This window comes from Pedobacter sp. UYP1 (genome assembly GCF_040547305.1).
Lineage (GTDB): Bacteria > Bacteroidota > Bacteroidia > Sphingobacteriales > Sphingobacteriaceae > Pedobacter.
This window is the reverse complement of the sequence record NZ_JBEPPL010000001.1, coordinates 213619-227621: the sequence shown is the minus strand read 5'-3', so window position 1 is coordinate 227621 and position 14003 is coordinate 213619. Positions and strand designations below refer to the sequence as shown.

The following is a 14003-nucleotide window of genomic DNA, read 5'->3' as shown; positions in this document are numbered from 1 at the left end:
ACCTATTTAAAGAGACTTCCGCATTTTGTATTTAAAAGTGCCTCAAACGAGATTTCTTCCTGTTTGATAAAGCCTTTAGAAGGCAATGAGCCATTAGCAACCATCTCCACAACAGCCACAATACTCGCCGCTGTAGTCCATGAAATTGCTCTCCATGAGTTGCCATTCAGTTCGATAGGGCCATAAGATTTACAGAATTCGTTACGTTTCAATTCATTGTTTTTCCATCCCTCGGCATCTGCATAGATAATAACCACATCTTCATCCACCGGAGGTTTTGCATTTTTAAGGATATCTTCTAATTGTTGTTTATCCTCCTTCATATGTAATTCATTAATCAGGAAATTCATCAGATCACAATGACCTGGATAACGAATAGTTTTATAATCCAGTCTGTCCAGTTTACCCGCATAAGTTTCACACATGGTTCCCAAACCACCCGATGTATAAAAAGCTTCATATAGCGCACCATTGATCTGGATAGTTTCTTTGCCCTGTAATGAAGGTACCAATTTCCGCTGACCATGATGGATAGCTTCAGCATCATTAATATATTCATTAACCACACCCGCTGCAGACCAATTAAATGCATAGCCCATCGCACCGTTCGGGTATTTTGGTAAAGCACCAACCCGCATATCAATTGACCTTAATTTTTCAAAATCATTTCCCAGATGCGCACCAATAATACCAATTAACCCTGGTGCCAAACCACATTGCGGAGCCATTACAGCCGTAGCTGTTTCACTTAGTTTTCTGATTTCATTGGTTGTAGGAACGTCCTCAGTTAAATCAAAATAATGTTTTCCTAATTTGTGTGCGATTCGTGCAATCGGACTATTTAAGAAAAACGGCAGGGCAGAGACTACCGCATCAAACTGGCCTATCATCTTTTCCATTAAAACCAAATCAGATACATCTCCGGTGGTGATACTGAATGGAAGCTCATAATCATAGTGTGGAGCTTGTTTGTCCATTCCAGTAACTTCGAACTGGTCGCTCAGCAATGTTGCTACCAGCGTACCTACCTTGCCAAGGCCCAGGCTTAAAATTTTATTGATCATTATTAAGTTTATTTTGGTTTACAATCTCAAATATCATTAGTTTTACCATTAGTAATAATTCTGATTACTTAAACTATGATAAGTATCACTAATCAAATAGAACTAAGACATTTAAATTATTTTAAGCTACTCGCCGAGGAATTGCATTACCGGAAGGCGGCAGAGAAGCTATTTATATCGCAGTCGGCTTTGAGCCAGCAGATTAAACAACTCGAACAATACCTCGGGCATTCTTTATTTGACCGGAATAATAAACGAGTGGTTTTAAATGAAGCGGGAAAGCTATTTTACAAAGACGCTGTTCAGGTCATTCAAAAAATGCAAATAGCAGTTAACAATGTACAGCTCCTGCAAAAAGGAAATACCGGACAGCTTGGAATTAGCTTTGTGGCTTCGGCAATGCAGTCTATACTACCTGTTTTACTTAAACAGTTTAATAGTGATTGTCCGAATATTGAGTTTCATTTAGAAGAATTAACCAATAAAGAGCAATTATTGGCTCTGGAAAAGGGGGATATTGATTTGGGATTTATGCGTTCTAACCAGGTTGGACAAGACATGATGATTAAAAGTGTGTACAAAGAGACTTTTACGCTGGTACTGCCTGCGGCACATTCCATGTCTGCGGTAGCTTTCAACCATATAGGGGAGTTAAAAGATGAATATTTTATCCTTTTCCCCAATGACCAGAGTCAGCTCTATTACCAGCAGATCATTAATTTATGTGCCGATCAGGGCTTTACGCCTAAATTGTCGCACCGCTCTATCCATGCGCCTACGATATTCAAATTGGTGGAAAATGGGATGGGGCTTTCCATTATTCCTACTTCACTGGCTACCTCAGAAAATCCTGGTATTAAATTTATTGAGCTAAAAAATATTCCACAGCAAACCGAATTATATGCAGTATGGAAGAAAAAAAATGATAATCCTGCATTACCTTATTTACTGGAAATGCTTGCTTGATCCTTTTATTATAGATATTTTTGGGAATGTTGAAAATTTTTAAAGCAATCGCATTAAGCTCCACATTCCTGTTCCTATTTAATTTCAATTCCTTTTCACAGGCAAAACCTGCATTTTGGGATGATATACAAGCTATAAAGCAGTATGATAGGATTTATGCACCTCCAAAAGACCCAATATTATTTATTGGAAGCTCTTCGATCCGGTTATGGGTTGACTTTACTAAAACATTTAAAGATTATCCAGTATTGAACAGGGGGATTGGCGGTGCAGTTACCGCTGACGTAGATCGCTACCTCGAAGATATTGTTTTTCCATATCACCCTAAACAATTAATCATCTATGTAGGTGAAAATGACTTAATTAATGCAACTTCAGGAGATGAAGTATTTGCGTCTTTTAAAAAGCTTTATACCGATATAAGAGCAAAATTACCAATTGTGCCTATTGTTTACCTCGCAATCAAAGCAAGTCCTTCCAGAGTTCAGTACTTATCAAAAGGTATAAAAGCAAATCAATTAGTACAACAATTTTTAAAAGGAGAGAAAAACACTGTATTTCTTGATATCTATAAGCCAATGTTTGATAAAAAAGGAGAAATGCAACCGAAATTATTTAAAGAAGATATGTTGCATATGAATGCAACCGGATATGCAATCTGGAATAAATTATTAATGCCTTATTTGAAAAAATAAGATAAACAGCTGATCCTTGACCAACAAATCAAGGATCAGCTTTTGTTTAGCGATAATCAGTATCGATCAATGTCGTTTTATCTTTAAATGGCTTCAGATTATGGCCATCGGCTACCATCCTCAGGCGAAATCTTCCCGAAATCACAACTCAGGAAAAAAAGAGTAAAGAAATGGAATCTGTTTTCGCCTATATTCACGAACATATTTACACACCGGGCCAGCTTAAAGCACAAGTCATGGCCACGCATTTCCATACTACTCCAGATTATATCGGCCCTTATTTTAAAAGAAATACAGGTGTAACTCTTCGGGATTATATTGGAGACTATCGCAGAACACTTATCCAAATAAGAATGACAAGCGGAAACTACAGTCTGAAGCAAATTGCAGTCGAATTTGGGCTAACTGATGAAAGCCATGTCAGTAAATTCCTGAAAACTAAACAAATCCTATAATTCATTCTATCCTGTAGAACCAGTTGTTCGTCGGTATGTTTCAGCTGTTGGTCAATTTCTTCTATTTAGCATTTCTTATTTGACTATTTTGGCCTTATAGTCGATTGTTATAAAAACAAATAACTGTATTAATGCTCAGCTTTGATTGCATTCATGTGATGAAAAGCTGGGTATTCGCTAATATCTTTGTTTAACAAAAATGTCAAACATTAATATTAAAAAGAAGTCACGATGCCAGTAAAAGATAAAGGAACAGAGCAACTAATTAAAGATACTGCCAAGAAGATATTTTTTGCAGACGGAAAGCTGCATGCTACCACACAGGATATTGCTGACGCCGCAGGAGTAAACAGAACCCTTGTACACTATTATTTCAGGTCCAGAAAATTATTATTTGAGCAGGTTACCGAAGAGGCCATGAATGAATTGCGTCAAATAATGTCGGACGCCTTTACCGGAAAGCTGACATTTAAAGAAAAATTAAAGAAACTGATCAATGTTTTCATGGATCAGACCATGGCTTATCCTTACCGGGAATTGTTTTTGATTACTGAAACTAACCGGTATAACCAAGCGCATGCAGACGAGGTTCATGATACGCATACTAAACCGTTTCTGGCAGAGATCAAAGAAGAAATGGACAAAGGAAATATCCAGACTATGGATCCCCGTCATTATATGATGAACCTATTTGCTTTAATGGCTTATCCTTTGCTATCAGCTAATCTGAGTAAAAGTTTCCTGAAAATAAGTGATCAGGAATATCATAAACTAATGAAGCAAAGAAAGCAGCTCATTTTTGACATGATCTATCCCACAAAATAAATCGTATTCAATATTAATTCACCATAGAAACCAATCAGCAAGAAAAAGTAAATATGAAAACATCAATACAGATTGGGCTCCTGTTCATTACAGGATTAACCCTGGCCTCATGTGGCAACGATAAAAACAAGGCTGCACAGGCCGCAGCCGCAGCTGGGCAGGTTAAGGAATACAAAGTCCTGAAACTGGAACCCAGATCTGCCACATTAAACACAGATTATCCTGCAAGTATACAAGGACAGCAGAATATCGAAATCAGACCAAGAGTAGACGGATACATCGACAAGATATTTGTAGATGAAGGTGCTGTTGTAAAGATTGGTCAGCCGTTATTCAAAATCAGTGCACCTCAGTATGAGCAGGAAGTAAGGACAGCCAATGCCAGTATTGCGAATGCCATGTCACAACTGAATGCTGCTAAATTAGCGATCAATAAAGTCAAACCATTAGTAGAGAAAGATATCGTAAGTAAATATGAACTGGAATCAGCGCAATATACTTATGAGTCTGCACAGGCAGCAGTTGCTACAGCAAAGGCTAGTTTAGCTAATGCCAAAACCAATTTAGGATTTACGACCGTAACCAGTCCAGTTAATGGGGTGGTAGGCTCCATTCCTTTTCGTTTAGGAAGTCTGGTGAGCAGCACAACTGCAGACCCTTTAACTACAGTTTCGAGTATAGGCAATGTCTACGCTTATTTTGCGCTGAATGAAAAGCTATTGTTAGATTTCACAAAAGACGGCAATGGTTCTTTTGCCCAGAAACTAGCTAAACTTCCAAAGGTTTCTTTATTACTTTCTGACGGATCACCTTATACAGAAGAAGGACGCATAGAAACAGTAAACGGATTAATCAATACAGCTACAGGTTCAGCAAATATCAGAGCTCGTTTTCCGAATCCAAAAGGTATTATCCGCAGTGGAAGCAGTGCAACTGTAAGAATTCCCAACGCGGTGAAAGATGCAATTCTGGTTCCTCAAAGTGCAACTTTCGAGTTACAGGATAAACGTTTCGTGGTTGTAGTCGGACAAGATGGTAAGACCAAAAATGTTGCAGTAACAGTGATGGAAAATACAGCAGGTAATTTCTTCGTGGTGGAAAGCGGCCTGAAAGCAGGAGATCAAATAGTATTAGAAGGAGTAGCAACTCTAAAAGATGGCACGCAGATTAAAGCGAATGCTGAAAACCCGGAAACTGTCTACGCAGACTTAAAATAAGAGCAAATGTTTAAAATATTCATACAAAGACCAGTACTCTCAACGGTAATCTCTGTGATTATTGTTATTCTGGGGATACTGGGACTCACCTCGCTGCCAATTGCGCAGTATCCAGATATAGCACCACCCACAGTCAACGTTTCTGCCAGTTATACTGGTGCGAATGCTGATGTGGTCTTAAAAAGTATTGTTATTCCGCTCGAAGAGCAGATTAATGGGGTGGAAAACATGACTTACATGACTTCTACCGCAACTAACGATGGTGCTGCAAGTATTAAAATTTACTTTAAAGTAGGAACAGATCCCGATTTAGCAGCTGTAAACGTACAGAACAGGGTATCCAGAGCAACAAGTTTATTGCCAGCAGAAGTAACTCAGGCCGGTGTAACAGTAACGAAAAGTCAAAGTAGTAACCTGTTGATTTTTGCCTTGTACAGTGATGATAAAACTTATGATCAGACTTTCCTGCAAAACTATGCAAAGATCAATTTAGTACCACAAATCCAACGTGTAACCGGAGTAGGAGACGCGACAGTTTTTGGCTCTAAAGATTATTCCATGCGTATCTGGTTAAAACCTGATATGATGCAACAGTATAGTTTAATACCAAGCGATATTTCTGCTGCCTTAGCAGAACAGAATATTGAAGCAGCACCGGGAAAATTCGGTGAGAACGGTAACCAGGCATTTCAATACGTAATTAAGTATAAAGGCCGTTTAACAACAGCAACAGAATTTGAAAATATTATCATTAAATCTGCCGGAAACGGTCAGTTATTAAGGTTAAAAGATGTAGCTAAAGTTGAATTAGGTGCATTAAGTTACACTGCAACTATTGAAACCAATGGTAAAGAATCAGTAGGTGTGGCGATTAGTCAGACACCTGGTTCAAATGCAAGAGACGTAATTAACAATTCGAAAAAGATCATTGAAGAAGCTGCCAAAACTTTCCCTAAAGGAGTCAAGTATACTACGCTGGTCGATGTAAATGAGAATCTTGATGCTTCAATTGATAAAGTAATTCACACGCTGGTTGAAGCTTTTATCCTGGTATTTATTGTAGTATTTATTTTCCTTCAGGATTTAAGGTCTACTTTAGTGCCCGCAATTGCGGTTCCGGTTGCAATTATTGGTACTTTCTTTTTCCTGAACTTATTCGGTTTCACGATCAACTTGCTTACACTCTTCGCTTTAGTACTAGCCATCGGGATTGTGGTCGATGATGCGATTGTAGTCGTCGAAGCGGTCCACGCGAAACTCGACCATGGTTATAAATCAGCTAAGAAAGCTACTATTGATGCAATGAGTGAAATATCGGGTGCGATTATTTCCATTACACTCGTTATGGCGGCAGTATTTATTCCGGTAACTTTTATTACAGGATCTACAGGTGTATTTTACAAGCAATTCGGTATCACACTGGCGGTAGCGATTATCTTATCAGCCATTAACGCTTTAACTTTGAGCCCTGCGCTTTGTGCTTTACTGTTGAAACCACATGCAGATGACCATAAGCATCAAAGTTTTGTACAAAGATTTTATACTGCTTTTAATGTTGCATTTGATAATTTAACAAATAAGTACAAACGTTCTGTACAATTTCTTTCAGTTAAAAAATGGATTGTCCTGGGAAGTATTGCAATTGCAGGTGCAGCTTTATTTTACATGATGAAAACTACACCTTCAGCCTTTGTACCGGCAGAAGATCAGGGAACAATATTTGCAAATATCAGTTTACCGCCATCGTCTTCTATGGAGCGTTCGACGGCGATTGCTAAACAGGTTGATAGTATTGCACATACAATTCCGGGAGTTCAAAACACATTACGTATTGTAGGTCAGAATTTCACCGCAGGTGCAGGTAGTGCATACAGTATGGTTATTCTGAAGCTAAAGACCTGGGACGATCGTAAATTGAGTGTCGATCAGGTAATCGGTCAGCTTTTTGCAAAAACATCAGGAATCAGAGAAGCAAGTATCTTCTTTATTTCGCCTCCAACGATCCAGGGATTTGGTCAGAGTGGTGGATTTGAGTTCCAGTTGCAAGATAAAGGTGGACATACTACTGATGAATTCTTTAAAGTAAATAATACCTTTCTTGCTGCGCTTTCAAAACGTCCGGAGATTCAATATGCGACGACACCTTTTAACCCTGGTTTCCCGCAATATCTAATGGATGTAAATCTGGAGAAATGTAAAGATGCCGGTGTCAGCGTAAACACAGTTCTACAGACGATGCAAGGTTATTACGGTGGACTATATGCTTCTAACTTTAATAAGTTCGGTAAACAATACAGAGTTATGGTTCAGGCAGCTGCCGAATTCCGTACAAATCCAGAAGGATTGAGTAAAATATTTGTGAGAAATAGTGCTGGTAATATGGCACCGATCACTGAATTTGTGAAAATGACCAGGGTATATGGTCCGGAATCTATTTCAAGGTTCAACTTATTTAGCTCTATATCGATCACAGGAGCACCTAACCCAGGTTTTAGTTCTGGTGATGCAATTAAAGCAATTCAGGAAGTAGCAGCTTCAACATTACCTGCGGGATATGGATTTGACTTTTCAGGTTTGACCAGAGAAGAGCTGGCTTCAGGTAGTGAAACAGTATTTATCTTTGTTTTATGTCTGATCTTTGTATACTTTCTGTTAAGTGCGCAGTATGAAAGTTATATTCTTCCATTCGCTGTATTGTTATCAATTCCTTTTGGATTAGCAGGTGCTTATCTGTTTTCTATTATCTTCAAACTAAACAGTAATATTTATCTCCAGATTTCCCTGATCATGCTGATCGGATTACTGGCCAAGAACGGTATTCTGATTGTGGAGTTCGCCCTCGATCGAAGAAGAAATGGAATGCCGATTGTTCAGGCAGCAATTGAAGGTGCTGTTGCACGTTTAAGACCAATTCTGATGACCTCCTTTGCCTTTATCTTTGGTTTAGTGCCCCTGATGTTTTCTACAGGTGCAGGAGCGGTAGGTAATAAGTCAATTGGTACCGGTGCAGTAGGAGGAATGCTTATCGGAACTCTTCTGGGAGTATTTGTGATCCCCGTATTGTTTATCATATTCCAGACTTTACAAGAAAAAATCAGCGGCCCAGCCAGAAAAAGCTATGACGATGATGAAGAGGAAGAAGAACAGGAGACTAAAAGGATAGACGGTGCCGAAGAACACAAGCTTCTTGAACCGCCAACTGCTTAGTTGATTTTAAATTTTAGAACAGAATAAGATGACTCATAAATATAACAAACAGGTTTTTGCTTTACTGGTCGCCGCTTCCTTTTTTAGTGCGTGCTCGGTAACGAAAACCTACGAAACACCCCAGGTGAAAACTGACGGATTGTATCGCGGACAAAATGTAACAGACTCTGCAACTATGGCTTCACAGCCATGGCAGACGTTGTTTACAGATGAGAAGCTCAAAGTACTGATCCAAAAAGGGCTGGATCAGAACGTGAACCTGAAAAATGCAATTCAAAACATTTTGCAGGCACAAGCATCCTTGCAACAGGCAAAGCTGGCTTTCTTACCAACTTTGAGCGCAGATGCGAATGCCACAAGAAGCAAACAGTCTTCTGCGGGTTTAAACTTTCCTCCCGGGATTAATATTAATACGCTGACCAACACTTATAAATTATCTATGAGTACTTCGTGGGAAGCTGATATCTGGGGTAAATTGAGCAGTAGTAAACGTGCGGCCTTAGCAAAGTATCTGGAAACAGACGCAGCAAAGAAAGCTATACAGACACAATTGATTGCTGATATTGCAAATAACTATTATGGATTATTAGCTTTAGATCAGCAGTTGGCGATTACTCAGAAAACACTGGAAAGCAGGATTGCAAATGTAGAAACGATGAAAGCCCTGAAAGAAGGCGCAGTAGTTAATGGTGCAGCAGTAGTCCAAAGTGAGGCTAGCCGTTATGCCACTGAAGTTTCTATACCAGACTTGAAAAGAAGTATCCGTGAAACCGAGAACGCAATTAGCATATTGTTAGCTGAAAATCCAGGATCTATTGACAGAAGCACTATGGAAGCGCAAGCTGTTCCTTCAGCTTTAGCGACTGGTGTTCCTGCGCAGTTATTGCAGAACCGTCCTGATGTTCAACAGGCCGAACTTGCTTTCAGAGGGGCTTTTGAAAATACGAACCTGGCCAGAACCTATTTCTATCCAAGTTTAACTTTAACAGCTTCAGCTGGTTTTTCAAACCTGACCTTGAAAGACTTCTTTGACCATTCTGTATTCTATAATTTAGTAGGAGGGTTGACCCAGCCAATTTTCAATCAGGGGTTAAATAAAGCACGTTTAAAGACTGCTCAGTCACTTCAAGTACAAGCATTGAATAACTTCCAGCAAAGCTTACTGGTAGCAGGACAAGAAGTCTCAAATGCTCTTTATGCCTATCAGACTGCGGTAGAAAAACAAGATTCGAGAGCTAAACAAGTTGCAGCACTGGTTAAAGCAGTGGACTACACACAAGACTTGCTGCGCTTTAGCTCTGCTACAAACTATACTGACGTATTAACATCAGAACAAAGTTTATTAGCAGCGCAATTAAGCGGTGTAAGTGATCATTTGCAAAAAATGCAAGCTGTAGTTAATCTTTACCGTGCATTAGGTGGTGGCTGGAAATAGCGATTACCAATCGAGTCCCTGCAGAGACTCATGATATTTCAGAGGATCAAAGCTGTAAAGGTAGGGTGCTTTATGCGCCCCACCTTTACGCGGGTCTTCCTGTTTAATCAAGATATCAAAGCGCATAATACGGCGGTAGAAATTACCCCTGTTCAGCGATTTCCCCAGGATAGTTTCATAAAGCTTTTGTAACTCTGAAAGTGTAAACTTCTCTGGAAGTAAATTCAGGCCAATCGGTTTATAACTTAACTGTTGCCTTAATACAGTTAAAGCATTCCTATAGATCAACTGATGGTCCATTGCCAGTTCCGGCAGATCATTAATACTTCGCCACTCACAGGTTTCACTATATTCATCAGCAATCACATTTACTTCTGTATAATCAACAAGTGCATAAAACCCGGCAGAAATAAAACGTTGTTTATACCACAGGTCATCTTCATAGCCTTCAAAAAATCCTTCAGAACGATTTGTAGCTCCAAATACTCCGAATTCTTGTAAATAGACACGTTCTGCACCGGTACGTTCGAACAAAACACGTTGCGCGGCATCTTGTAAACTTTCATTTTTAAGGATATAACCACCTGGTAATAACCATTTTTGAGCAACAGTCATTTTGAGTAACAAAACCTTGAGTTGGTTTTCATGAAATCCAAATACTACACTATCTACAGAAATATGGGGTAAGCAATTTTCCCACATCCATTTACTTTTCTCTATTATCCCCTGGTCTAGTTTCATTACGGGGCAATATAAGAATCTGTTTAAAAGATATTTTGGCTTTTTTGCTATATTCGCGAAAAAAATTAATGCTTGAAATTGTATACCAGGATGATCATATCATTGCGATCAATAAACCACACGGACTACTTGTACATCGTTCCTCCATCGCAACCGATGCGAAAGAATTTGCACTGCAACTCTTAAGAGATCAGGTTAACAGACGCGTAAGTCCGGTACACCGTTTAGACAGAAAAACAGGTGGTTTATTACTCTTTGCTTTTGAGAAAGAAGTTGAAATTGCACTGCATCAGCAGTTTCAGAATGGCGAAATACAAAAGAAATACCTTGCAATTGTTAGAGGTTATGCTCCAGATAGTCAAGACATAGACTATCCCCTGGTGAAAGAAAATGGCGCGATTCAAGAAGCTTTCACTTCGTTTGTCACCCTTAAAAGAGCAGAACTCGATATTGCTTTGGGTCAACACCCCACTTCAAGATACTCTTTAGTAGAAGCAACCCCTACGACCGGACGTATGCACCAGCTCCGTAAACACTTTGCGCATATCTTTTATCCAATTATAGGCGACCGTAAACATGGCTGCAATAAACAAAACAGGTTCTTTAAAGACCAATGGGAAATGACAACCATGCTATTACATGCTTCAGAACTCAGTTTCAAACATCCGGTTACCAAAGAAGATATTCATTTAAAAGTTGGTATACACGAAGAATTTAAAAGAGTTATGGATATCATGAGCTGGTCATGAAAACACGATTATCTAAACTCAGGTCAGGAACTTCTCTCATTTTTCGGGTCGGAACTACACAGCTATTCATTAAAATCTGAGCGTTTGCAGATCTTTCATTTTTTGAATATTTGGGGTTTAATGATCCAAATATATAGTAGAAAAATATAGAACTCATAACGTAGCAATATGCATTTTTTAATTTAGGTAGTTTTACGGTTTGATTATTAAAACCTGCTTCTAGTCATATTTAAGTGCCTTTATCGGATTAGCAATAGCTGCTTTGTAGGTTTGCCAGCTCACAGTGAGCAATGCAATAAAGACTGTAAATAATGCAGTTAAAATAAATATCCAAAAGCTGATTGGAGTTTGAACATCAAAATTCATTAACCAGCTCTTCATCAGGTACCAGGCGATAGGTGAGGCGATCACTACAGCAATCAATACCAGCCTTACAAAATTCACTGTCAGCATTCCCATTAACTCTTTCACCGTTGCACCTAATATTTTACGGATGCCTATTTCTTTAGTACGCTGCGCAGCACTGTAAGCGGTCAGACCAAACAAACCCATACAGGAGATCACTATGGCAAGTCCACCAAATATATTAGCAATAGCACCCATTGTCACTTCATTTTGTAATTTTTCCTGATTCAGGTCATCGATGAACTTAATATCAACCGGGAAATTCGGGTTAAGTTCCTTAAGGATGGTACCAATGGTAGCCATACTTTCAACAGCATTTTTCTGAGGATTAAGCCGCATGGTGATTGTTTCACTGATTCCGTTTGCATAAGCTATGATCATAGGGGCGGAGAACTTGTTTTGTTTACCCCATACAATATCCGCAAACACACCAGTAACCACCCTGGGTTCTCCCTGGTGAATTATTTTTGCACCGATCGGATGTTTCAGCCCCATCACCCGGACTGCTTTTTCACTGAGCAGAATTCCAGCCTGATCAGAGACCCTGTCTTTGTTGAAATCTCTTCCCTGAGTTAGCCTGATTCCTGTTGTTTTCACAAAATCTGCCGTCGTGTAAAGCTGATCAAAATCTATAAGTTTGCCCGATTCTGCCATGCCTTCCCATTGTAATTCACGAATCGTACTTTCCTTATTGGTGATACCACCCGAAGATTGTGTAACCCCGATAACTGCCTGGCTGGCTAATAATCTTGATTTCAAAAGATCATATTTTTCATAAAGCAATCCTTCGTGAGGAACCTCAATCAAACCATTCGACTGATAGCCTAATGACCTGTTCTTAATAAACTGAATTTGTTGATAGATCGTGATTGTCGAAGCAATTAAGATGATAGCAAATGAAAACTGAACAATAACCAGAATTTGTCTTAAACCTAACACGTGATAACCGCCCACATGAACCGCCTTCTTTAAAGTTTGTACCGGGTTAAATCTGGAAAGGTAAAATGCTGGATAACAACCAGCAAGAAAACTAGTGAACAAAAGCAAACCAATTGAGATCATCCAATTAGAAGGATCCAAGTAATTGATCGTTATAGTGATACCCAGCAAATGATTAAACCAGGGCAAGGTCAGCTCCACAATCGCAATGCTAAATAATATACTGATTGCTGTTAAAATAAGGGATTCTGTTAAAAATTGAAATATCAATTCGCTTTTTGTTGCCCCCATCGTCTTTTTAATACCAACCTCTTTTGCTCTTTTCTGTGCATGGGCAGTAGATAGATTCATGAAGTTAATGCAAGCAATCAATAAGATACCAATAGCCAATGCTACAAATAGCTGAACCTGCTCAATTTTCCCTCCTGTACTTTTACCATTGGTAAAATCACCATACAAGTGTAGCCTGGTCAGTGGGAAAAGAAAAACATCTTCTTTAGCTGTAGCAAGATGATTTTGAACTAAACCTTTCAACTTTTGATTGAACTGATTGATGTCCGGATTTTGAGCCAGAGTCATTAAGGTATAAAAGGAATGGTTGCCCCAGTTCGTTTTGGCCGGCCATTGATTTAGATTCTCAAATAACGTCCATGGAGCTAGTGCCTCAAAACTATAAGTGATATTGGCAGGGAGATCTTTGATAACAGCAGTAACTTTTAAATCTGCCTGGTTCTCAAATTTCACGCTTTTGTTTAAGGCGTCTATGGTCCCAAAAAGACGCTTTGCCGTAGTTTCCGTAAGTATAATGGAATTAGGGTCACTCAATGCTTTTACTGGATTTCCGCTGATAAACTGAAAATCAAATACTTGAAGAAAATCTGGATCTGCATATCTGCTATTAATTTTGAAGCTAGTATTGTTAGTGGTCAATAATCTTTTGTAGACATCCGTTGTTCTGGCGATATGTTTAACCTCCGGAAACTCTTCCTTTAACGTTGCGGCAAGCACATTAGCAGTTAGGTTTATAGTTCTTACCGTATTGCCATTTCCGTCATAACCATTTACCATGGCCTGATAAATCTGAGTTGAATTCTTGAACTGCTTATCGTAGTTCAATTCATAATGTGCATATAACATCAAAAGCAGACAAGATGATAATCCAATAGCAAGGCCTCCAATATTGATTAGTGAAGACGATTTGTTTTTCCAGATATTCCTGAACGCGATGATGAATTTAAGTTTGAACATAGATTGGGAATGAATAGGTACAACACTGCCAAGGATGTGCCATCAATCAAATTATAG

The 14003-nt window shown here is 39.0% G+C and carries 11 protein-coding genes; 8 read left to right on the top strand and 3 right to left on the bottom strand.

The features are described 5' to 3' along the window. Positions 1-2: 2 nt before the first annotated feature. A complete protein-coding gene (locus ABIB30_RS00980; RefSeq protein ID WP_354298876.1) occupies positions 3-1064 on the bottom strand; it encodes a saccharopine dehydrogenase family protein in 1062 nt (353 codons plus the stop codon). 75 nt (positions 1065-1139) lie between these two features. Between ABIB30_RS00980 and ABIB30_RS00975 the strand changes: the two genes are divergently transcribed. From ABIB30_RS00975 to ABIB30_RS00945, 7 genes are all read left to right on the top strand, one after another. Continuing rightward, a complete protein-coding gene (locus ABIB30_RS00975; protein ID WP_354298875.1) occupies positions 1140-2030 on the top strand; it encodes a LysR family transcriptional regulator in 891 nt (296 codons plus the stop codon). Positions 2031-2056: 26 nt separating this feature from the next. After that, positions 2057-2725: a GDSL-type esterase/lipase family protein gene (locus ABIB30_RS00970; RefSeq protein ID WP_354298874.1), complete on the top strand. Its 669-nt coding sequence runs from the start codon at positions 2057-2059 to the stop codon at positions 2723-2725. Between the two features lie 170 nt (positions 2726-2895). Continuing rightward, complete coding sequence (locus ABIB30_RS00965; protein WP_354298873.1) at positions 2896-3180, top strand: helix-turn-helix domain-containing protein; 285 nt, start codon at positions 2896-2898, stop codon at positions 3178-3180. 231 nt (positions 3181-3411) lie between these two features. Then, positions 3412-4005 (top strand): TetR/AcrR family transcriptional regulator, encoded by a 594-nt coding sequence (locus tag ABIB30_RS00960; RefSeq protein WP_354298872.1) that lies wholly within the window; start codon positions 3412-3414, stop codon positions 4003-4005. A 53-nt stretch (positions 4006-4058) separates the two neighbouring features. Continuing rightward, positions 4059-5222 carry an efflux RND transporter periplasmic adaptor subunit gene (locus tag ABIB30_RS00955; RefSeq protein ID WP_354298871.1) on the top strand — a complete coding sequence of 388 codons (1164 nt, stop codon included), beginning with the start codon at positions 4059-4061 and terminating at the stop codon, positions 5220-5222. 6 nt (positions 5223-5228) lie between these two features. After that, on the top strand, positions 5229-8429 hold the full coding sequence (locus tag ABIB30_RS00950) for an efflux RND transporter permease subunit (RefSeq protein WP_354298870.1): 3201 nt from the start codon (positions 5229-5231) through the stop codon (positions 8427-8429). Between the two features lie 28 nt (positions 8430-8457). Beyond that, positions 8458-9864 (top strand): efflux transporter outer membrane subunit, encoded by a 1407-nt coding sequence (locus ABIB30_RS00945; RefSeq protein WP_354298869.1) that lies wholly within the window; start codon positions 8458-8460, stop codon positions 9862-9864. Between the two features lie 3 nt (positions 9865-9867). On the opposite strand, the gene ABIB30_RS00940 is transcribed toward ABIB30_RS00945, so the two are convergent. Next, the gene (locus ABIB30_RS00940; RefSeq protein ID WP_354298868.1) at positions 9868-10605 is read right to left on the bottom strand and encodes an NUDIX hydrolase; all 738 of its coding nucleotides are present in this window, start codon (positions 10603-10605) and stop codon (positions 9868-9870) included. A 68-nt stretch (positions 10606-10673) separates the two neighbouring features. Between ABIB30_RS00940 and ABIB30_RS00935 the strand changes: the two genes are divergently transcribed. Further along, complete coding sequence (locus ABIB30_RS00935; protein WP_354298867.1) at positions 10674-11354, top strand: pseudouridine synthase; 681 nt, start codon at positions 10674-10676, stop codon at positions 11352-11354. A 219-nt stretch (positions 11355-11573) separates the two neighbouring features. On the opposite strand, the gene ABIB30_RS00930 is transcribed toward ABIB30_RS00935, so the two are convergent. Continuing rightward, positions 11574-13946: an ABC transporter permease gene (locus ABIB30_RS00930; protein ID WP_354298866.1), complete on the bottom strand. Its 2373-nt coding sequence runs from the start codon at positions 13944-13946 to the stop codon at positions 11574-11576. Positions 13947-14003 lie beyond the last annotated feature (57 nt).